Annotated in this window: 21 protein-coding genes; 13 read left to right on the top strand and 8 right to left on the bottom strand. The window is 67.3% G+C overall.

Annotated elements, in window-relative coordinates; all coding sequences use genetic code 11:
- The first annotated feature begins 102 nt into the window (after positions 1-102).
- Positions 103-975 carry a LysR family transcriptional regulator gene (locus tag P2869_RS26865; RefSeq protein WP_277598484.1) on the top strand — a complete coding sequence of 291 codons (873 nt, stop codon included), beginning with the start codon at positions 103-105 and terminating at the stop codon, positions 973-975.
- Between the two features lie 61 nt (positions 976-1,036).
- On the opposite strand, the gene P2869_RS26870 is transcribed toward P2869_RS26865, so the two are convergent.
- Positions 1,037-1,918: an MOSC N-terminal beta barrel domain-containing protein gene (locus P2869_RS26870; protein ID WP_277598485.1), complete on the bottom strand. Its 882-nt coding sequence runs from the start codon at positions 1,916-1,918 to the stop codon at positions 1,037-1,039.
- 277 nt (positions 1,919-2,195) lie between these two features.
- Between P2869_RS26870 and P2869_RS26875 the strand changes: the two genes are divergently transcribed.
- A complete protein-coding gene (locus P2869_RS26875; protein WP_017775282.1) occupies positions 2,196-2,384 on the top strand; it encodes a hypothetical protein in 189 nt (62 codons plus the stop codon).
- Between the two features lie 153 nt (positions 2,385-2,537).
- Here P2869_RS26875 and P2869_RS26880 read toward each other — a convergent pair whose 3' ends face one another.
- Positions 2,538-3,452, bottom strand: coding sequence for a LysR family transcriptional regulator (locus tag P2869_RS26880; RefSeq protein ID WP_017775281.1), 915 nt, complete (start codon positions 3,450-3,452; stop codon positions 2,538-2,540).
- A 172-nt stretch (positions 3,453-3,624) separates the two neighbouring features.
- Between P2869_RS26880 and speB the strand changes: the two genes are divergently transcribed.
- Positions 3,625-4,578, top strand: coding sequence for an agmatinase (gene speB / locus P2869_RS26885; RefSeq protein ID WP_199542262.1), 954 nt, complete (start codon positions 3,625-3,627; stop codon positions 4,576-4,578).
- A 214-nt stretch (positions 4,579-4,792) separates the two neighbouring features.
- On the top strand, positions 4,793-5,548 hold the full coding sequence (locus tag P2869_RS26890) for a membrane protein (protein WP_017775279.1): 756 nt from the start codon (positions 4,793-4,795) through the stop codon (positions 5,546-5,548).
- A 167-nt stretch (positions 5,549-5,715) separates the two neighbouring features.
- Here P2869_RS26890 and P2869_RS26895 read toward each other — a convergent pair whose 3' ends face one another.
- Positions 5,716-6,600: a manganese catalase family protein gene (locus P2869_RS26895; RefSeq protein WP_277598486.1), complete on the bottom strand. Its 885-nt coding sequence runs from the start codon at positions 6,598-6,600 to the stop codon at positions 5,716-5,718.
- A 113-nt stretch (positions 6,601-6,713) separates the two neighbouring features.
- Between P2869_RS26895 and P2869_RS26900 the strand changes: the two genes are divergently transcribed.
- Positions 6,714-7,592: a DUF2306 domain-containing protein gene (locus P2869_RS26900; RefSeq protein WP_277598487.1), complete on the top strand. Its 879-nt coding sequence runs from the start codon at positions 6,714-6,716 to the stop codon at positions 7,590-7,592.
- Between the two features lie 127 nt (positions 7,593-7,719).
- On the opposite strand, the gene P2869_RS26905 is transcribed toward P2869_RS26900, so the two are convergent.
- Positions 7,720-7,908, bottom strand: coding sequence for a CsbD family protein (locus P2869_RS26905; RefSeq protein WP_017775276.1), 189 nt, complete (start codon positions 7,906-7,908; stop codon positions 7,720-7,722).
- Positions 7,909-8,220: 312 nt separating this feature from the next.
- On the opposite strand from P2869_RS26905, the gene P2869_RS26910 reads away from it, so the two are divergent.
- Complete coding sequence (locus P2869_RS26910) at positions 8,221-8,637, top strand: response regulator (protein WP_277598488.1); 417 nt, start codon at positions 8,221-8,223, stop codon at positions 8,635-8,637.
- Positions 8,638-8,712: 75 nt separating this feature from the next.
- On the opposite strand, the gene P2869_RS26915 is transcribed toward P2869_RS26910, so the two are convergent.
- The gene (locus P2869_RS26915) at positions 8,713-9,288 is read right to left on the bottom strand and encodes a flavin reductase family protein (RefSeq protein WP_277598489.1); all 576 of its coding nucleotides are present in this window, start codon (positions 9,286-9,288) and stop codon (positions 8,713-8,715) included.
- Between the two features lie 46 nt (positions 9,289-9,334).
- Positions 9,335-10,243, bottom strand: a complete 909-nt coding sequence (locus P2869_RS26920; protein ID WP_017775273.1) for a LysR family transcriptional regulator — start codon at positions 10,241-10,243, stop codon at positions 9,335-9,337.
- 131 nt (positions 10,244-10,374) lie between these two features.
- Here P2869_RS26920 and P2869_RS26925 point away from each other — a divergent pair, with 131 nt between their 5' ends.
- Positions 10,375-11,028 (top strand): glutathione S-transferase, encoded by a 654-nt coding sequence (locus P2869_RS26925; RefSeq protein WP_277598490.1) that lies wholly within the window; start codon positions 10,375-10,377, stop codon positions 11,026-11,028.
- Between the two features lie 167 nt (positions 11,029-11,195).
- Positions 11,196-12,200 carry a pyridoxamine 5'-phosphate oxidase family protein gene (locus P2869_RS26930; protein ID WP_277598491.1) on the top strand — a complete coding sequence of 335 codons (1,005 nt, stop codon included), beginning with the start codon at positions 11,196-11,198 and terminating at the stop codon, positions 12,198-12,200.
- Here the strand turns inward: P2869_RS26930 and P2869_RS26935 are convergent.
- Positions 12,145-13,137: a LysR family transcriptional regulator gene (locus tag P2869_RS26935; RefSeq protein WP_277598492.1), complete on the bottom strand. Its 993-nt coding sequence runs from the start codon at positions 13,135-13,137 to the stop codon at positions 12,145-12,147. The genes P2869_RS26930 and P2869_RS26935 overlap by 56 nt on opposite strands.
- Before the next feature lie 139 nt (positions 13,138-13,276).
- On the opposite strand from P2869_RS26935, the gene P2869_RS26940 reads away from it, so the two are divergent.
- Positions 13,277-14,152 (top strand): aldo/keto reductase family oxidoreductase, encoded by an 876-nt coding sequence (locus P2869_RS26940; protein WP_277598493.1) that lies wholly within the window; start codon positions 13,277-13,279, stop codon positions 14,150-14,152.
- 241 nt (positions 14,153-14,393) lie between these two features.
- Here P2869_RS26940 and P2869_RS26945 read toward each other — a convergent pair whose 3' ends face one another.
- Complete coding sequence (locus P2869_RS26945) at positions 14,394-15,314, bottom strand: LysR family transcriptional regulator (RefSeq protein WP_277598494.1); 921 nt, start codon at positions 15,312-15,314, stop codon at positions 14,394-14,396.
- Between the two features lie 157 nt (positions 15,315-15,471).
- On the opposite strand from P2869_RS26945, the gene P2869_RS26950 reads away from it, so the two are divergent.
- The 4 genes from P2869_RS26950 (at position 15,472) to P2869_RS26965 (ending at position 20,968) form a co-directional block, all read left to right on the top strand.
- The gene (locus tag P2869_RS26950; RefSeq protein ID WP_277598495.1) at positions 15,472-16,716 is read left to right on the top strand and encodes an MFS transporter; all 1,245 of its coding nucleotides are present in this window, start codon (positions 15,472-15,474) and stop codon (positions 16,714-16,716) included.
- A 127-nt stretch (positions 16,717-16,843) separates the two neighbouring features.
- Complete coding sequence (locus tag P2869_RS26955) at positions 16,844-18,178, top strand: cytochrome c (RefSeq protein WP_277598496.1); 1,335 nt, start codon at positions 16,844-16,846, stop codon at positions 18,176-18,178.
- On the top strand, positions 18,175-18,669 hold the full coding sequence (locus P2869_RS26960) for a (2Fe-2S)-binding protein (RefSeq protein WP_017775265.1): 495 nt from the start codon (positions 18,175-18,177) through the stop codon (positions 18,667-18,669). The genes P2869_RS26955 and P2869_RS26960 overlap by 4 nt, the downstream gene beginning before the upstream one ends.
- 16 nt (positions 18,670-18,685) lie before the next feature.
- Positions 18,686-20,968 carry a molybdopterin cofactor-binding domain-containing protein gene (locus P2869_RS26965; RefSeq protein WP_277598497.1) on the top strand — a complete coding sequence of 761 codons (2,283 nt, stop codon included), beginning with the start codon at positions 18,686-18,688 and terminating at the stop codon, positions 20,966-20,968.
- Positions 20,969-20,998 lie beyond the last annotated feature (30 nt).

Here is a 20,998-nt window from a genome sequence, read left to right on the forward strand (position 1 = left end):
GGCAAGGGGGCTGCCGGAACAGCACTATCGGCCCGTTGCGGGCAGTCCACAATCGACGATAATTGCCGCCACGCAAAAGAAAATCTATCGGCTTCGGCGACCATGCGTCTTCATCTTCCCCTCAACGCGCTGCGGGCATTCGAGTCGTCGGCGCGGCATCTGAGCTTCACGCGCGCGGCGCAGGAACTCAACGTCACGCAAGCCGCCGTGAGCCAGCAGGTGCGCACGCTCGAAGCGCGGCTCGGCTGCGCGCTCTTCAAGCGCCTGCCGCGCGGCCTTGCCATCACCGACGAAGGGCTCGCCCTGCTGCCCGTGCTCAGCGAATCGTTCGGGCGCATCGAGACCGTGCTCAAGCAGTTCGAAGGCGGCCGGCGCCGCCAGGTGCTCACGGTAGGCGCCGTGGGCACGTTCGCAGTGGGCTGGCTAATTCCGCGGCTGCGGCAGTTTCGCGAAACGCATCCGTTCGTGGAACTGCGCCTCCTCACGCACAACAACCTCGTGGACCTCGCGGCCGAAGGGCTCGACTTCGCAGTGCGTTTCGGCGACGGCGGCTGGCCCGCCACCCACAACACGCTGCTGCTCGATGCCCCGCTCGCGGTGCTCTGCGCACCGGCTATCGCGAGACGCCTCAAGAAGCCCGCCGATCTCGCCAACGAAACGCTGCTGCGCTCGTATCGCATCGACGAATGGCCGAACTGGTTCGCGGCGGCCGGCATGTCGCCCCTCGCGGCCACGGGGCCGGTATTCGATTCGTCGCGGCTGATGGCGGAAGCGGCCGTTCAGGGCGCGGGCGTGGCGCTCGCGCCGCCGCGCATGTTCGTGCACGAACTGCAGACGGGCACGCTCGCGCGCGTGTTCGAGGCGGAATTGCGTGCGGGCGCCTACTGGCTCACGTGGCTGAAGTCGCGCCGCCTGTCGCCCGCGATGCAGTTGTTTCGCGACTGGATCTTGCAGGAAGCGGCGGCTACGGCGTGATGTTCGGCAAGCGTGGGCGCCGCTATCAACGCCTCATGCACGCTTGCCCACGGGCCGGCGCTCAGGCGTCGAAGCCCAATTCGGCATTCACGGTCATGCCCACTTCGAGCCAGGTCCCGCTGCCGGCCACCACGATGCCGTTGTTGCCGAACGTAAGCGCGCCGTCGAAACGCGGGTTCGCACGATAGGCCTGCATCGTGTCGAGCGGCTCGTGCGGCCACGCCGGGTCAGGTGCGCCGGTCTGCTGGTCGATGGTGGGCATCGGGCAGCGCGTGCAGAGCTTCACGAGCCGCACATCCACGGGCACGCCGTTCGCGTCGATCTCGAGGCGCTCCACGTAGTCTTCTTCGTAAGGGTCGAGCCCTGTCACCACGATATTGGGACGAAAGCGGTTCACGGGCACGGGCGGCGCGCCCCTCGCCGCGAGCCGCGCATTGAGGTCGTCCAGCGACGCCTGGCCCAGTACGAGCAGCGGATAGCCGTCGGCGAATTGCGTCGTTGAAACGAATTCGCCGGTCCACTTGCGGCTCACCTCGCGGCGCGCCGAGGGCGCGAAGCGCACAAGGCGCACGGGAAAGCCCAGGAAGTCGCTGAACCATGCGGCAGTTTCGGCGCCGGTATCGAGCGCTTCGACCGTGTCCTTCCATACCGTGGCTGCCACGGTGGGTGCGCCGGCAAGAGAGTCGAGAAGCGCGTGGGCAGCGAGCGGCGTGGTGAGCGGGGCGCGGCCCGGCGCGCTGATCGTGAGCACGCCGTCGCCGAGGGCAGGCTTCACGAGCGCGAGCCGCGGATGAACGCGCTGCGTGAGCATCGCGCCCGCGGCATCGACGAGCATCCAGTTGCGGTCGTAATCGAAGCCGGTTTCGCCAAGGCGTGCACGCGCAGGCGCAATGCCTGCGCACGACTTGATCGGATAGACGAACAGTTCGCTGATGATCGGCATGGGGACAAAGCAGCCAGGAGGTGGGGCGAGCCGCAAACATAGCACAGGGCATGCGGCGGGAACGCGCGGTCCCGTGCCGCGTGCCGGGCCGTGCCGAAGCTTGCCGCCTTGCCGCATCCGCAGGCTCAGTCCTATATTGAAAAGATCGACATGCCGGTGCGCACGCACGAGGTGCCGCGCACCGGCGCATCACTGCACATGTCCAAGCCGAAGGGGGCAGATCGTGAGGACCACGACAGACGTGCTCAGGACCGGACGACGCGAAACTATACGACACGTGGCTTACAGCCTGGCCGACAGCGGACGCTATGCCGACTGGCAGGCCATCGAGGGCATTCTGTGCACCCGCTACGGGCTGCTCGAAACTCGCCGGCTGCTGGCAGACCGCTTCATCCGGTCGGAACTGAACCGGCGCTGCACGGCGGCGGCGCGCGGCCGGGGCAGCCGGGAGGGATTGAACGGGTAGGCGCAAGGCTGGCCCGTTCGCGTGGATTGCGAGGCGTGGGATGGCGCGCGACGGACGCCCATTCCGGAATTCGCATGCAAAGAGACCGTTTTATGCGGCATGGATAAGGATGAGCGTTGCCCCCTGTAGTGCCCACGTGCCCCTCTGCCCCTGTCACGTTGGCGTTGGCGTCCCTCCATGCGCCCGCCGCATGTCTTCGAGAAACGCCTCGACAATCGGCCCCCGGCGGCTGCGCTGTTGCGTCACCATGTGGAACGTTACGTCGTAGCGTAGCTTCGCGGGGTTCAGCGCCGCGAGCAGCCCCTGCTTCACATACGGCGCCGCGAAATGCTGGGGCAGATATCCCAGGTGGTGGCCCGAAAGAATCAGCAGCGCGACGGCCTCCATGTTGTCCGCCTGAGCGGTCACCTTCGCGGGCGTCGTGGAAAGCTGCACCTCGGGCAGCGGATACGTACGCCACGCCCATTCGAAGTCCGCAGCCTTCGCCGGGTCGACGCGCCCCGCCTGCCGATACAGCGGGTGGCCGCGCCCGCAGTACGCCACCTGCCGCTCTTCGAACAGCGGCGTGTAGTCGAGCGTGGGCACGCGGTGCCAGAAATAGCCGATGGCGATGTCCACGTCGCCCGCCAGCAACCGCTCTTCGAGTTCGCCCGGCGGCCGCACCGAAATCGAGAAACGCACCGCTTCGTCGCGCCGCCTGAAGAGCGCAATCGCTTCGCTGATGCGCGCGTTATGGCTCACGGGCGTATGTCCGATCAGGCCGATGTGGAGCGCGCCCACGAGCTGCTTGTCCATATGGCGCGCCTCGCTGCTGAATTCGTCCACGGCTGCGTAGAGCTTCTTTGCTAGCGCGTAGAAGCGCTCGCCCTTTGTCGTGAGCCGAAAGCCGCCGCGGCCGCGCTCGCAGAGCCGAAAGCCGAGCCGCGTCTCCAGGGTGGAAAGCTGCGTGCTGATGGTGGGCTGGCTCACGTTGAGCGTGGATTGCGCAACGCTCACGCCGCCGGCATCCGCCACGGCGACGAACACGCGTATCAGGCGCAGGTCGAGATCGGTCAGCGCGCCAAGCATGTCATCTCCAGGCCACCTGTAGATACATATGAATTCATCAATGTGAACGTTGCAAATTAGCGATTCAAGTTTCGATTCTGGCGCGACAAACTACTGCCGCAAAGGGTCATGAGCATGATAGGCCACAACAGATGAATATCGAAAACCCACCCGCAAACCACGAGGAACGGCGATGAGCGACGAATACTTCCAGCCCATGAGCGGCAACGCGATGCCCCGCTTCGGCGGCATCGCCACGATGATGCGTCTGCCGCACGCGGAAAGCGCGCAGGGGCTCGACGCCTGTTTTGTCGGCGTGCCGTTCGATCTGGGCACGTCGAACCGCACCGGCGCGCGCTTCGGGCCGCGCCAGATTCGCAGCGAATCGGTGCTGCTGCGGCCTTACAACATGGCGACGCGCGCAGCGCCGTTCGACTCGCTGCGCGTGGCGGATATCGGCGACGTGGCGACCAACCCCTACAACCTGCATGACTCCATCGCTCGCATCGAAGCGGCCTACGACGCGATTCTCGCCCACGGTTGCCGGCCCATTTCGCTGGGCGGCGACCACACCATCGCGCTGCCCATCCTGCGCGCCATGCATCGCAAGCACGGCCGCGTCGGCCTGATTCACGTCGATGCGCACGCCGACGTCAACGACACCATGTTCGGCGAGAAGATCGCCCACGGCACGCCGTTTCGCCGCGCGGTGGAAGAAGGGCTGCTCGACTGCGAGCGCGTGGTGCAGATCGGCCTGCGCGGCACGGGCTACGCGGCTGAAGACTTCGACTGGTGCCGCGAGCAGGGCTTTCGCGTCGTGCAGGCCGAAGAATGCTGGAACCGCTCGCTGAGCCCGCTCATGGACGAGGTGCGCGAACGCGTGGGCGGCGGCCCCGTGTACATCAGTTTCGACATCGACGGCATCGACCCCGCCTACGCGCCGGGCACGGGCACGCCCGAGATCGCGGGGCTCACGGTGCCGCAGGCGCTGGAGATCGTGCGCGGCGCGTGGGGGCTCGATATCGTCGGCGCAGATCTCGTGGAAGTGGCGCCGCCCTACGATCCGTTCGGCACCACGGCGCTGCTGGGTGCAAACCTTGCATACGAACTGCTGTGCGTGTTGCCGGGAGTCGCACGACGCGCCTGATCCACATGATCCACGCGTGATGGGGCGCAATGGAGCGCACGAGCCCCGAGCCCCGAGGCGCAAACAATGAAGCGAAGGCCGCACGATGCGGCCTTCGTCGTTTCCGGGTCTCCAACGTCGCCGTGGCTAAGACTCTCTTAAGCGCCTGCGGATACTCTTGAGACCGCCTGCACTCACAGCACTATCCCGAACACGAGGAAACAAGGAACCGCGCATGACGAAACAACCGCTCGCCATTACCAAAGTGCCCGAGGTCACACTCGGCTTCTGGATCGTAAAAATTGCCGCCACCACGCTGGGCGAAACAGGCGGCGACGCCGTCTCGATGTCGATGAATCTCGGCTATCTGATCGGCACCGCCATCTTCGCGGTCATCTTCATTGCCGCCGTCACCGCGCAGGTTCGCGCGAAACAGTTTCATCCCCCGCTCTACTGGCTCACGATCATCGCGACCACCACCGTCGGTACGACGCTCGCCGACTTCGCGGACCGCTCGCTCGGCATCGGCTACGCGGGCGGCAGTTCGATCCTGTTCGCGCTGGTGTTGATTTCGCTGCTCGCGTGGTATCGCACAACGGGCTCGGTGTCGGTCAGCACGGTGTCGTCGCCGAAGGCCGAGGTGTTCTACTGGGTCACCATCATGTTTTCGCAGACGCTCGGCACCGCACTCGGCGACTGGACCGCGGACTCGGCGGGTTTCGGCTACAGCGGCGCAGCCGTTCTGTTCGGCGGCCTGCTGCTCGTGCTCGCCATTGCGCACTACTGGACCCGCATCTCGAAGACGCTGCTGTTCTGGTGCGCGTTCATTCTCACGCGACCGCTCGGCGCCGTAGTGGGCGACTTTCTCGACAAGCCCGTCGATCACGGCGGGCTTGCACTGAGCCGCTATACGGCGTCGCTTGCGCTGGTGCTCTTCATCGCCGCGTGGATGGCATTCTTCAGGCAGCGGCCGGCCACTGCCGCGCATTGAAGCAACCGGGCGGTGTACGACACCTGCCCGGTCCGTTCGTCTTCATCACGCCGGCCGCGTTTTCAGCTTTTGGCCGGCAGATCTTGGCCGGCAGCCTTTTCCCCGGCAGCTTTTTCAATCGCGCGGCACGGCGCTTACAACGCCGCAAACACAGCATCCGATGCGGCCTACTTCTCCTCGCCCTCGATGCCCGTCATGCCGAGTTCGGCACCGGTCTCGGGGTCGGAGGCGGTGTCCGATGCAAGACGCTGCTTCATCGCCTCCACGGCCGCCACCTCCTTGCCGTCGAGTTTCCCGCTCGCCAGTCCGTCGCCGCCACCCACCGCGACCTGCGGCTCGGGCACGAGTTCGAGTCCGCGGCCCTGGTTCCACGGGCCCGGCACAGGCGGATCGCCCACCTGCATCCTGAAGTACTGGCTCGCGTACTCCTTGACGGGCGGCAGCTTGCCCGGCGGAAAGTTCGGGCTGATCGAATACAGCGCCTTCTCGAACGACTTCTGATGCGAGACCTCGCGCGTCATCAGGAAACCGAGCGCCTCGCGCACGCCCGCGTCGTCGCTCACGTTGATGAGCCGTTCGTAGATGATCTTCGCGCGTGCCTCGGCTGCGATGTTGGAGCGCAGGTCCGCCGTGGGCTCGCCAATGGTGTCGATATACGCGGCGTTCCACGGCACGCCCGCGGAGTTCGTGAGCGGCGTGCCCGCGCCGTACAGCACCTGCGTGACGTGGCTGTCGTTGCCCGCGCCGTTGAGCTTGCGGTACATCTCCGCCTGGGCGTCCACGGCCTCGGCCAGTTCGCCCTTCGCGCCGCGGTTCAGCATCGCCACGATGGAGCCGATGATTTCGAGGTGGCTCAACTCTTCCGTTGCGATGTCGAACAGCATGTCCTTGCGGCCCGGGTCCTCTTCGGTGATGGCCTGCGTGAAGTAGCGCATGGCCGCGGCGAGTTCGCCTTGTGGACCGCCGAACTGCTCGAGCAGCAGATTCGCAAGCCCGGGATCGCATTCCCCGACCCGCACGGTGTACTGCAGACGCTTGTTGTGGACGAACATGACACTCCCCCTTGGTGAGCGATTGAACGAGCCATCGACACCGCATCGAACATTCCCGGCGACGCCTGCGCGCCGCGCTGCGACCTCGCCTGCGCGTTCCTATAATCGGGCGCATGAAACCCGACCTGCCGCTGTCTTCGCCCGCCGCGCAGCCGCCGCTGGGCCCGCTCGATCTTTCCGGTTCGCTGCGTTCATCGCCTGCGCTTCGTTACGGATGGCGCGCGCTCGTTGCCGTCACGTGGGCGAGCATGGCGATCTTCGGCGTCTACATTGCGGTTTATTACGGCGGCGCGATTCCCGCAGGCGAGCCTCGCGACTGGAACGCGGTACTGCCGCGCCTCTACGTGCCCGGCGAGCGTTGGGGCAGCGTGGCGATTGGGGCGCACTTCCTCGCGGGGTCGATGCTGCTCGCCATGGGTCCGGCGCAATTGATCACGGGCCGGCGCGGCACGACGCCCCGGCTGCATCGCTGGATGGGGCGCGTCTACGTTGCGGCGGCAGCCATTGCGGGCCTGGGCGGCACGCTCTACATCGCCTTGCTCGGCACCGTGGGCGGCACGCCGATGAACGTCGGCTTCGGCCTCTATGGCGTGCTCATGGTGGTGGCCGCCGTGGAAACATTCAGGCATGCAAGAGCCCGGCAGCTTGCACGGCATCGCGCATGGGCCATCCGGCTCGTCGCACTCGCGGTGGGCTCGTGGCTGTATCGAATGGATTACGGTCTCTGGCTGAAACTGGCACACGGCATCGGCCATCACTCGCGCACCTTCGATGGCCCCTTCGACGCCTTCATGGCGTTCTTCTTCTACGTGCCGAACCTCGCCGTGGCCGAAGCGCTGATTCGCGCTGGAAACACGCCGCCGTCGCGGCGCACGCGGCGCGTGCTGACGCCGCTCGTGATCGTGGCCGCGGCGCTCATTGCGCTTGCCACGTGGCTATTCACGGCGTCGTATTGGGCGCCGCATATCGTGGCGCGCATCGCGGCGTTGTGAGGGACGTCAAGCAGACGCAAGGCAGAGGTAAAGCGGGCGCAAAGCGCAAGGCAAGGTTTGCACGCAAGCGCTCCAGCACGGTCGGGACGGCCGGCGCTGCGCGCCGTGCCGTCCCGCCGCAGACACATCAGTGACGGCGCGAAGCGTCGTCCTTGATGGCTTCCTTCATGTCGCCAATATCCTTGCGCGCCTGGCCGGCGCCCTGCTGAAGATCGCCCTTGAGCTCGCGGCCCGGGTTGTCGGTGGCCTTGCCCACCTCTTCGTTGACCTTGCCCTTCACCTTTTCGGCTACGCCCTTCACCTGGTCTTTGTTCATCTGGGTTCTCCCATAGGACTGCGACAACCTTGTCGCCCCGGTGAAATAGCAGCCGGCGTACCCGGCAAGGCCATGCCCGCCATGCGGCAAGGCCGCAAAGCATCCGCGCGGCACACCATGAAAGAAACGCCACCACCGTGCAAACAGGAGCGGCGCGCGGACGCCATCGGCGGCAGCGGAAAACGCCTGCACGCACCCACAGCACAAGACAAACGTCAGGCCCGCGAGGGGCAGGCACGGCAATCGCTACGCCACTTAACGGCGGCGGCACCGCGGTTGCAACGGTGACACCGCCCGGGAATGGAAAGGCTTATGACTACGCTGCTGCTTGTAGACGACGACCGGAATTTCCTGCGCGCGCTGCGGCTCGTGTTCGAGATCGACGGGTACCGCGTGCTCACCGCGCACGACGGTGTCGACGCAATGGCGCTCGCCGCCGCGCAACGGCCGGACGCCATCGTCACGGACCTGATGATGCCGGGCGTCGACGGGCTGGAGCTGTGCCGCCGTCTGAAAGCCGAGTGGCCCACGCTGCGCATTCCCGTCGTCATGCTGACCGCCACCTTCCCGCTGCCCGCGCAGGGCGACTGGCCGTGGGACGTGCTGCTCAGCAAACCGGTGTCGGCGGCGCTACTGCGGCGCGTGGTGGATTCGCTGCTGAGCGGCAGGACAGCCACACCGCAGACGCATGGCCACAGGGCGCCGACGCGTGACTTGATGGAGCGGTAAGCCGGGCGTCAGCGCACGCCGCTACGGCCACACACAACCGTCAATGCGCGAGGCCGAGACCCCGCCGCCCATGCCTCACAACGGCTTTGCTCTCACCTGATTCGATACCGGCACGAAGATGCCCGCGCCCAGGTGGTGGATGGTGTGCAGCCCGGCGTTCGATCCGTCGAAGCTCCAATGGCCGTTCGCAAACACGCGGCTGTCCGCGGCGGCGGCGACCACTTCGCCGAAGCAGGTGTCGTAGGCGTCTTCGGTATGCGGCTCGCGAATCAGGCGGCACTCCATCCAGGCCGCGCATCCCGCTTCGATCAACGGCAACCCCAGCACCGGGCCTCGCACGGTTTCGATGCCGTACTTCGCGAACTTGTCCCCCTCGCGCCCGCTCGACGAACCCACCGCATACGTGTGGTCGATGAAGGCGGCACCCGGCACGCAGATGCCGAAGGTGCCGCTCGCCATGGCGAGTTCGCGTGTGAAGGTGTGCTTGTCGATCACCACGGCGATGCGCGGCGGCGTGAACTCCACGGGCATCGACCAGGCCGCGGCCATCACGTTGCGGCGGCTGCCGTCGGCGCTCGTAACGAGCACCGTGGGACCGTGGTTGATGAGGCGGCTGGCATGTTCGAGTGCGACGGGTTTGAAGTGGCTCATGTCGGTCTGTGCGGAAGTGGACGGTGAATCGCGTGAACGGGTGAAGTCAGAACGGATGCCTTGGGCGGGTCTTGAGCGCATCGATCAAGGCCCGCACCTTGGGCGACGGATGGCTCGTGGAAGGATAAACGACGTGCACGCCTGCCGCCGGCGAGCGCCACGCGGGCAAGAGACGCACGAGGCGGCCCGCTTCGACGTCGGCGGCAATCGAAAAGTCTGTGAGGTAGCCGAAGCCCACACCCGCGAGCGCGGCGGCGCGGGCGGCGGGCGCGGTGTCGGTGGTGAACGCGCGCTTGCAGCGCACGCTGCGCTTGTCGCCGCGCGCGTTCACGAGTTCCAGCGCCTGCGGACGGCCCGGCACGGGCCGCGCCACGTAGGGCCGGTCCGCGAGCGCCTCGGGCGTGCGCGGCTCGCCCCATGCCGCAATCCATTCGGGGCTCGCCACGAGCCAGCGCTCGTAGCCGTCCACCTTCGCCGCGCGGTAATTCGAATCGGCGAGGCGGCCCAGCCGCACCGCGACATCCACGTTTTCCGTCACAAGGTCGATGACGCGGTCGTTGCAGAGCAGTTCGACATCGAGTTCGGGATTCGCCGCGCGCAACGCCGCGAGCGCGGGCACCACCACGACCGACCCGTAGTCCACCGGCGCGCTCACGCGCAGCGTGCCGCGCAACGGCCCCGTGCCACCCGATACGGCCGCGAGCGCCTCGTTGGCCGTGCGCAGAATCGCCACGCTCGCTTCGTAGAACGCGCGGCCGGCGTCGGTTACGTTCAGGCGCCGCGTGGTGCGCACCAGCAGGCTCGCACCCACCTCGGCCTCGAGCCGCTGCATGTGCGTGCTGACCATCGTCTTCGCGAGACCCAGCCGCCCGGCCGCGGCCGTCAGGGACCCGGCCTCCACCACGGCGGCGAAGATCGCCAGCCGGTTCAGATTCACGTCGCGTACATCGGCCATCGCTGATTGTCCACTCGGAAAGGATTATGTTTCCGCGATTATCCGTCTTCACCGGACGCGGCGCACGCCCTACGCTTCAGTCCACGCCCTTTCAGGTGCCCTCTCAACCCGACACCAGACGGAGACCTCGCATGTCGCCCACGCCCGCTACCTCGCGTCCGAGCCACCCCATTCGCCTTTACACGACGCGCCTGTCGGGCCACGGCCACCGTGTGCAGCTGTTTCTCACGATGCTCGATCTGCCGTTCGAAGTGGTCGAGGTGAACATGAAGGCCGGCGACAACCGCCGCCCCGAGTTTCTCGCGCTCAATCCGTTCGGGCAGGTGCCCGTGATCGAAGACGGCGAAACCGTGCTGTTCGATTCGAACGCGATTCTCGTCTACCTCGCGAAGCGTTACGGCGACCCGTCGTGGCTGCCCGACGACCCGCAAGGCGCCGCGGCCGTGCAGCGCTGGCTCTCGCTGGCCGCGGGGCCCATCGCCTACGGTCCGTGCGCGGCGCGGCTCGTCACCGTGTTCGGCGCGCCGCTCGACCACGCATTCACTCAACGTGTCGCGGTGAAGCTCTTCGACGTGATCGAAGGCGAGTTCGCGAACAAGCGCTTTGCAGCGGGCGACACGCCGACCATCGCCGATGTCGCCGCCTACGCGTACATCGCCCACGCGCCGGAAGGCGGTATTTCGCTCGATCCGTATCCGAACCTGCGCGCGTGGCTGCGCCGCATCGAAGCGTTGCCGCGCTTCGTCCCGATGCCGCAGACGAAGGCCGGGCTGCTGGCCGAATGAGTGGCCCGGCGAGTCGCTGAACGAACGGGTGAATGCGTTGCCGGGTGAGTGCCCGGGTAAGTAGCCGAATGCGTCGCCAAATGAGTGGCCGAAGCGAGCGGCACACGCCCGGTGCCGCGCCGTCCGTGCAGCTTCAGCGTGCCATCGTGTCTCAGGAGAAGCCCATCATGTCCGACCTTTCGACGTTACCGCCGCCTCTTTCGCTTGACGGGCCGCGTGCCGACTGGCCGTTTCACGCCGGCGAACTCGAAGCCCAGGTGCGTGCGGGCGCAGGCAGCGGCGGTAATAGCGGCAATAGCGGCGGAACGCGCGGCATCCGCACCTATCTGCCGGAGCAGCATCGCGCGTTCTATGCAGAGTTGCCTTTCATGGTGCTGGGCGGACTCGATGCCAACGGCCAGCCGTGGGCGACGCTGCGCGTGGGCGAGCCTGGCTTCGTCTTCTCGCCGGACCCCGAAACGCTGCGCATTGCGGGTCACGCGTTGCCCGGCGATCCGCTGGCCGATGCATGGAACGTGGGCGCGGCGCTGGGCGGCCTCGGCATCCAGTTCACGACGCGGCGGCGCAATCGCGTGAACGGCATCGTCACCGCTGCCGGCAACGGCGCCTTCACGCTGCATGTGAGCCAGAGCTTCGGCAACTGCCCCAAATACATCCAGCGCCGCGAACCGCAGCCGCTGCAACGCGATGCATCCGCGCGTGCCGCGGCACCGCAGCGCGTCGCCACCGCGCTCGACGACGCCGACCGCGCGCTGATCGCGACCGCCGATACGTTTTTCATTGCCAGCGCCAACCTGGCCGACGACGCCGGACCGGCGCGCGGCGTGGACGTCTCGCATCGCGGCGGCCTGCCGGGCTTCGTGCGCGTGGACGACGCCCGCACGCTGACCGCGCCCGACTTCAAGGGCAACCGCTTCTTCAACACGCTCGGCAATCTGGTCAGCCAACCGCGCGCGGGGCTTCTTTTCATCGACTTCGAACACGGCGATCTGCTCTATCTCGCCGTGCAGGCCGAGGTGATCTGGAGCGGCCCGGACCTCGATGCGTTCGCCGGCGCCGAGCGGCTGGTGCGGTTCCACATCGAAGAGGTGAGGCGCAGCGCGGCAGTGGTGCCGTTCAGGTGGTCGGCGGTGGAGTATGCGGCGCAGTTTGCGCAGCAGCGGTCAACGTAGCCGGCCCTGCCGTCGCCTCCGCAGCCGCAGCCGCAGCCGCCGCAGCCTCGCCCCGCTTCAGAAAGTCGATGAACGCCCGCAGCGGCGCGGGCACGTGGCGATGGCCCGGGTAGTACAGGAACGGCCCCGAAAACCGCTGCCACCACGGCTCCAGAATGGGCTCCAGCGCGCCGCTTTCCAGGTGGGGCCGCAGCATGTCCTCGAACAGGTGCACCACGCCGACGCCCGCGAGCGCCGTGCTCACCACGAGGTCCATCGCCGCCGCGGGCCGCACCACCAGCGTGCCGGGCGGGTCGAGCCGCACCACTTCCCCGTCGCGCTCGAAGGTCCACATGGCCATCGCGCCGCCCGCGAACTGGCCGCGCAGGCATACGTGGCCGAGCAGGTCGCGCGGATGCTCGGGGCGTCCGTGCAGATCGAGGTAAGCCGGCGCCGCAGCGGTCGCGAAACGCTCCACGCGCGGGCCGATGGGCACCGCGATCATGTCCTGTTCGAGCCGCTCGTCGTAGCGGATGCCGGCGTCGCAGCCCACCTCGAGCACGTCGACGAAGCCATCCTCCACCACCACTTCCACGCGGATGCCGGGATACGCCTGCAAGAACGGCGGAATCACGCCGGGCAACACGATGTGCGCGGCACTGGACGGCACGTTGAGCTTCAGCGTGCCGGCGGGCTTGTCGCGAAAGCCGTTCAGCACGTCGAGCGCGGCTTCCATCTCCGCGAAAAGCGGTGTGAGCTTTTCGATGAGGCGCTGGCCCGCCTCGGTGGGCGCCACGCTGCGCGTGGTGCGGTTGAGCAGGCGCAGACCCAGCTTCGTCTCGAGGCGCCGCACCGCCGCGCTGAGACTGGACGCCGACACGCCGCTCGCGCGCGCCGCGTCGCGAAAGCCGCCCGCGCGCGCGACGGCGACGAAGGCGGCCAGATCGTTCATTTCCATGCCGGAGGTGTCCTGAGAAGGCATTGACTGTGCAGATTTTCGAACAACCCGTACACACTAGCCTGGATTATCGAACAACGCAGTTGCGCTCATACTGGCCCTCGCCTCCTGTCCCACCACCCCACCCAAGGAGAACGACATGGCTACCTTCCATTCCACTCGCACCTTCCAGCTTGGCGATCGCACCGTGAACCGCATGGGTTACGGCGCTATGCAGCTGGCCGGCCCCGGCGTGTTCGGACCGCCGAAAGACCGCGCCGCCTGCATCGCCGTGCTGCGCGAAGCCGTGGAAGCGGGCGTGAATCACATCGATACGAGCGACTTCTACGGCCCGCACGTCACGAACCAGATCATTCGCGAAGCGCTGCACCCGTACCCGGACAACCTCGTGATCGTGACTAAGGTAGGCGCCGTGCGCAACGCCGAGGGCGCCTGGCTGCCCGCGCAGGAACCCGCGCAGCTCGCCCAGGGCGTGCACGACAACCTGCGCAATCTGGGCCTCGACGTGATGGACGTCGTGAACCTGCGGGTCATGGGCGATGTCCATCGCCCTTCGGAAGGATCGATCGAAAAGCAGGTGACTGCGCTCGCGGAGCTTCAGCAGAAAGGGCTCGTGCGCCACATTGGCCTTAGCAATGCGACCGCAGCGCAGGTGGCCGAAGCGCAGCACATCGCGCCGGTGGTGTGCGTGCAGAACCACTACAACGTGGTCCACCGCGACGACGACGCGCTCATCGACCACCTCGCCGCACAAGGCATCGCCTACGTGCCGTTCTTTCCGCTGGGCGGCTTTTCGCCGATCCAGTCGACGAAACTCGCGGAGATCGCCCAGGCGCTGGACGCCACGCCCATGCAGGTCGCGCTCGCCTGGCTGCTGCACCGCGCACCCAACATCCTGCTGATTCCCGGCACGTCGTCCGTGGGGCATCTGCGCGAAAACCTGAAGGCTGCGGCGTTCGAATTGAGCAGCGACGTGCTGGCCGAGATGGACGCGATCGGCGCCGAGGGGCGCTGAGGGGCGCTGAGGGGAGATAAGGCCGCGCGTGGCATGTCGTGTCCCATGCCGTGCATGCAATCGGAGCACGCAGCTTGCTTCGCCTCTCTTGAGCCCACGGATGCGCGGCATCCGTTCGATGTGATGGCCTTGGCTGCGCGGAGCCGGGACGACGGAAGATCGCCACGCGCGTTCCCCCCGCAGGTGTCCCGCACGTGCGCACGATCTGTGCCGCCAACAGGGCCGATCCGGCAGAACGCTGCTACGCGCCTTCGCGCAGTGCGAGCCGCGCTTCGAGAAACTGCAGCAACGCGCGCACCTTCGACGAATTGCGCCGGTTCGGCAGATACGCGGCGTAAGCCACCACCTCGCCGCTTTGCGGTGTGACGCGGTAGTCGTGAAAGAAACGCAGCAGGCGGCCGGCCGCGAGATCGTCGTTCACGAGCCAGTCGGGCAATAGCGCGAAACCCTGCCCCGCGTGCACGGCTTCGAGCAGCATGTCGAGGCTGTTCGACACCAGCCGCCCGCGCACCGGCACACGTTCCTCGCCGTCGTCGCGCGTGAAGGTCCACACCTGGCGCGCGCGATAACTGCCGCCGTAGGCAATGCGCACGCACTCGCGCCCGGCAAGTTCCGCGGGCGTTTGCGGCGCGCCCGCGCGCTCCACGTAAGCCGCGCTCGCCACCACGAAGCGCGGGTTCGCTGCGAGCGTTCTCGCGATCAAGCCAGGATCGTTCGACGGCAAGCCGATGCGCACCGCCACGTCGATACGTTCCAGCGCGAGGTCCACGAAGCGGTCGGACACCAGCACGTCGAGCGCCACGCGCGGGTAGGCGTCGAGAAACGCGGCCAGATGCGGCGCGAGCACCATGCGGTTGTACGTGGAGGGCACGGTGACGCGCAGCGCGCCCACGGGTTCGGCGCCGCTGTCCAGCACGCTCTCGTCGGCCTCGGCGAGTTCGTCGAGCAGCTTCGAGACTTGCGCCACGTAGGCCACCCCGGCGTCCGTGAGGCTCACGCGGCGCGGCGTACGCGTGAGCAGCGCAGTACCGAGCGACGCTTCGAGCGCATCCATGAGCCGCGTCACCGACGACGTGGCCACGCCAAGCCGCTGCGCGGCCTTGGCGAAGCCGCCGGCATCGGCCACTTCGAGCAGCGTAGTGAGGGCGAGCAGTTTGTCCATGCGGCGGATTATGCCAGCGCAGGCGCGGCCCACAGGCCGCCGTTGCGCTGTGCGCAATGCCGGGTTGCGCACCGTACGTATTCCGCGCGAGGGACCGGCCGCCTATGCTTGGCGCGGTCGGTACCTATCGCTGGTGCTCATCGTTCAAGGAGTCGTCATGTCCACGCCGTCACCTGCTCTGACCCACCCCGGCCAGGCCGCCGGACTCACCCAGGGGCTCATCGCGCTGTTCGCCTTCAGTTGCGGCGCCATCGTCGCGAACCTCTACTACGCGCAGCCCATCACCGAACTGATCGGGCCGTCGCTGCACATGTCGGACGGCACGGCGAGCCTCATCGTCTCGCTCACGCAGATCGGCTATGCGCTCGGTCTTTTCTTCATCGTGCCGCTCGGCGACCTGCTCGAAAACCGCAAGCTCATGATCGCGACCGCCGTGGTCTCCATTGCGAGCCTCGCGGTGGCGTCGATGGTGCATTCGGCGGGCGCGTTCCTCGCGGTCTCGCTGCTGATCGGCTTCAGCTCGGTGGCCGTGCAGATCCTGATTCCGCTCGCCGCGCACCTCGCACCGGACCACTCGCGCGGGCGCGTGGTGGGCACCATCATGGGCGGGCTGCTGCTCGGCATTCTGCTGTCGCGGCCGCTTTCCAGCATCGTGGCCGGGCACTTCGGCTGGCGTGTGGTGTTCGCGGGCGCCGCGGTCGTGATGACCATCGTCACCACCGTGCTCGCGCTCACCATCGCGCCGCGCAAGCCCGATCATCGCGCTACGTACTTCGAGCTGATCGGCTCGCTGCTGCACCTCGTGCGCACGATGCCGGTGCTGCGCCATCGCGCGCTGTACCAGGCGCTCATGTTCGCGTCGTTCAGCCTGTTCTGGACCGCGGTGCCCATCGAACTCACGCGCCACTACGGGCTTTCGCAAACTGCCATCGGCGTGTTTGCGCTGGTGGGGGCGATCGGCGCGACGTCTGCGCCGGTAGCGGGCCGGCTCGCCGATGCGGGCCACTCGCTGCGCGCCACGCTCGTCGCCCTCGTGGCAGGGGCGCTGGCCTTTGCGCCGGCGCTGATTCATCCGGCCTGGGGTGTGCTCGGCCTTGTCGTGACCGGCATCGCGCTCGACTTCGCCGCGCAGATGAACATGGTGCTCGGCCAGCGCGAAATCTATGCGCTGCACGCGGCAAGCCGCAACCGGTTGAACGCGCTTTACATGACGAGCATCTTCGTGGGCGGCGCGATCGGCTCGGCGCTCGCCAGTGTGCTCTACGAACATGGCGGCTGGCCGCTCGTGGCGGGCGTGGCCATGACGTTCCCGGTTCTCGCGCTGCTGCATTTCCTCGCGGTGGGGCGACCGCATGTGCGCAATCAGCCGAGCCAGGCGCGCCAGGCCACGCCGTCGGCGTGAGCATGCGTGTGACCAGTACGCGCTTCAGAACGATTAAGCCCCAGTTTCAGGCCTCGTCAGGACAAACAGGGCGGGTCTGACACAGACTAGGCGCCATCGTTGAACCCGCAAGCAGGCCAGGAGCGACATGAATCGCAGACGACTATGGATCGCCGCAGCCGGTCTCGCCATCGCGGCGTTCGCTGTGGCGGCCGGCATCCTGTACGAGCCCGCCATCAACCCCGTGCCGGTGCCCTCGCCCGCCGGCTTCGACCCGCAGCTCGTGCGCGAAGGCGCGCGCGTGGTGGCGCTGGGCGACTGCGTGGTGTGCCACACGTCACAAGGCGGCCGGCCCTTTGCGGGCGGCCTGCCGCTCGCCACGCCGTTCGGCACGATCTACGCCACCAACATCACGCCCGACGCGGACACGGGCATCGGCCACTGGTCTGAAGCCGCATTCGCGCGCGCCTTGCGGCACGGCATTGCGCGCGACGGTCATCAGCTTTATCCCGCCTTTCCCTACGTCCATTTCACGCGCATGCCGGAGCACGACATCTCGGCGGCCTACGCGTATCTCATGAGCCGCGAGCCGGTTCGTGCGACCACGCCCGCGAACCAGCTGGTCTTCCCGCTCAACTTCCGGCCGCTCGTCGCGTTCTGGAACGTGCTGTTTTTAAGGCCTGGTCCACGCGAACCCGATGCTTCGCACGACGCCGTCTGGAATCGCGGCAAGCTGCTCGTGGACGGCTTGGGCCACTGCGCCTCGTGTCATTCGCCGCTCAACGCGATTGGCGGCGAAAAGGCGGACCGCGCGTTCGACGGCGGCATCGTGGACGGCTGGGAAGCCCCGCCGCTCAATGCGCTTTCCGAAGCGGTGCGGCCCTGGAGCGAGGCGCAACTGATCGAATACCTGCGCACGGGGCGGGCCTCGGAACACGGCGCCGCGGCAGGCCCCATGCTGCCCGTGACGCGCGACCTTGCACGCGTGCCGACCGAAGACGTGCAGGCCATTGCGACTTACCTCCTTTCGATCCAGAAGACGCCCGCCTCTACCGCCTCTACCGAGGCAACAGCGAACGCAACGGCGGACACAACCGCCGCGATCACGCCAGCCTCGTCGCATCCCACCACGCCCGCCGAACAACGCGGCGCCGTGCTCTTCAACGCGTCCTGCGCGCAATGCCACGGTCCGGCGTCGCCCATGCAGACCATCGGCGAGCGCCCCACCCTTGCGTTCAGCACCGCGGTGAACGCCGCGACCCCGCGCAACGCGATCCAGATGATGCTCAACGGCATCGCGTGGCACGGCGAAGACGCCATCAACTACATGCCCGCATTCAGCGGCCTCTACGACGACCGCCAGATCGCGGACCTCGCCGCCTACCTCCGCGGCGCGTATTCGGCGAAGCCAGCATGGCCCGACGCCGCACCGCTCGTCGCCGGCCTCAGGAAGACGCTCAAAACGGAGACCCCCCCACGATGATCTCCCTCACCGTGAACGGCGTGCAGCACGCGCTCGACATCGATCCTTCCACGCCGCTGCTCTACGTATTGCGCAACGATCTGCACCTGCACGGCGCGAAGTTCGGCTGCGGCCTCGGGCAATGCGGCGCGTGCACCGTGATCGTGGATGGCGAAGCGACGTTCTCGTGCCTGCTGCCCGTGAGCGCCGTGGGCACACGCCCCGTGCGCACCATCGAAAGCCTGGGCACGGCAACGCATCCGGGGCCGCTGCAAAAGGCGTTTATCGAGCACCAGGCCGCGCAGTGCGGCTACTGCATCGCGGGCATGATCGTGCGCGCCCAGGCGCTGCTGGAGCGCAACCCGCATCCCACCGAACAACAACTGCGCGAGCACATGGAGCCGAACCTCTGCCGCTGCGGCACGCACATGCGCATCCTCGCCGCCATTCGCGAGGTGGCCGGGCTGCCGGAGCCGAAGGCAGAAGCCGCCGCTGCGCATATCCCCACCTGAGAGCAAGGGCCGACCGATGAACCCTCAAGACGAATCCATCGATGAAGGCCGCCGCCGCTTCATGGTGTCGGGCGCGCTCGTCGTGACGTTCAGCCTCGTGCCGGGCGCCGAGGCGCTCGCCCAGCAGGTGATCGCCGACGAAGGCGCGGCCGTGCACGTGGCGAAGGAAACGCAGATGCTGGCGGGCAGCCTGAAGACCAACCCGCTGCTCGACGCGTGGATCAAGATCACGCCCGAAGGCAAGGTCACGGTATTCACGGGCAAGGTGGAACTGGGCACCGGCGTGCGCACCGCGTTGCTTCAGGTGGCCGCCGAAGAACTGGACATGGCACCCTCGCTCATCACGTTTCTCACGGCGGACACGGGCGCCTCGCCCGACGAAGGGCTCACCGCGGGCAGCCACACCATGGCGGATAGCGGCAGCGCGCTGCTGAACGCCTCGGCGCAGGTGCGCGGCCTGCTCGTGGAAGCCGTCGCGAAACGCTTCGGCGTGGCGAGCAGCGAACTCGTGACGCGCGACGCCGTGATCCACGCGCCGGACGGCCGCACCATGACGTACGGCGAAGCGGTGAGTTTCGTGGATCTGCATCGCAATGCGACGCCCACCTCGCCGCTCAAAGACCCGAAGACGTTCAACGTGATCGGCACGTCGCTGCCGCGGCTCGACATTCCGTCGAAGGTCACGGGCGGCGTGAGCTACGTGCAGGACATGCAGCTGCCCGGCATGCTGCACGCACGCGTCGTGATGCCGCCGTCGTACGACGCGAAACTGCTCGACACCAACGAGCACGACGTCATGAAGCTGCCCGGCGTCGTGAAGGTGGTGCGCAACGGCAGCATGCTCGCCGTGGTCGCGAAGGGCGAGTGGCAGGCTGTGGTGGCGCAGCGCGCGCTCATGGCAGGCAGCAAGTGGTCGCCTGGCCGCGCCTTGCCCGACCCGGCCACCGTGCATCGCGATCTCAAGACGCTTGCTACCCAGCAAATCAAGATCGCGGACCAGCACGCACCCACGTCGCCTGCCGTGAAGACGCTCAACGCGCGCTACGAAAAGCGCTACCTGCTGCATGGATCGATTGGTCCTTCGTGTTCCGTGGCGTTGTTCGACGCGGGCAAGCTCACGGTGTGGACGCACTCGCAAGGCGTCTATCCGCTGCGCGATGCGCTCGCCGACATGCTGAGCCTGCCGAAGGAGAACGTGCGCTGCATCCACACCGAAGGCTCCGGCTGCTACGGCCACAACGGCGCCGACGACGTGGCCGCACACGCCGCGCTGATCGCTGCGGCGCTGCCGGGCGAGCCTATCCGCGTGCAATGGATGCGCGAGCAGGAGCACGTCTGGGACCACTTCACGCCCGCGATGGTGACGGAAGTGAGCGCGTCGCTGGATGCGAACGGGCAGATCGTGGACTGGCGCTACGCGCTCTGGAGCAGTTCGCACAACGAGCGCATCGTCAACGCGGGGCGCTTGCTGCCTGCGCGCATGCTCGAAAAGCCCTTCGTTTCGGCGCCTTCCGTGCCGATGCTGCAACCGGAGGGCGGCGGCGACCGCAACGCGATTCCGCTCTACGCGCTGCCGAACCTGTACGTGATGAACAACTTCTCGCCCACCATGCCGTTGCAGACCTCGGCCATGCGCTCGCTGGGCGCGCATACGAACGTGTTCACCATCGAAAGCTTCATGGACGAACTCGCGCACGCCGCGAAGATCGACCCTGTGGAATTCCGCCTGCGCCACCTGGACGACCCGCGCGCGAAGGAGGTGATCCGGCTCGCGGCGGAACGCTTCGGCTGGCAACGTGCGATGTCTTCGCCGCGCGCCCGTCATCACGGCGTGGGCTTCGGCTTCGCGAAGTACAAGAACCTGATGGCCTACGTGGCGATGGCCGTGGAAATATCGGTGGAACCCGAGACGGGCGAGGTTACGCTGGAGCGCGCCGAGGTGGCCGTGGACTCGGGGCAGATCGTGAATCCGGACGGCATCCGCAACCAGATTGAGGGCGGCGTGATCCAGTCCGCAAGCTGGACGCTGCACGAAGCACTGCGCTACGACACCGAACGCATTCGCAGCTTCGACTGGAGCAGCTATCCGATCCTGCGTTTTTCGTCGGTGCCTAAGCGCGTCGCCGTGCATCTGATCGACCGGCCCGGCACGCCGTTTCTGGGCGCCGCCGAAGCCGCGATGGGACCGACAGCGGGCGCACTCGCGAATGCGCTTTTCGACGCGACGGGTCTGCGCATTCGCGAGATGCCGCTGGCCGGCGACGCGCTGCGGCGCCGAATGGAACAAACGCAAGCGTAAAGGCGCCCGTCGCCGCCGCGGCTTCACCGC

Source organism: Paraburkholderia sp. SUR17 (assembly GCF_029536165.1).
Taxonomy (GTDB): Bacteria; Pseudomonadota; Gammaproteobacteria; order Burkholderiales; family Burkholderiaceae; genus Paraburkholderia; species Paraburkholderia kururiensis.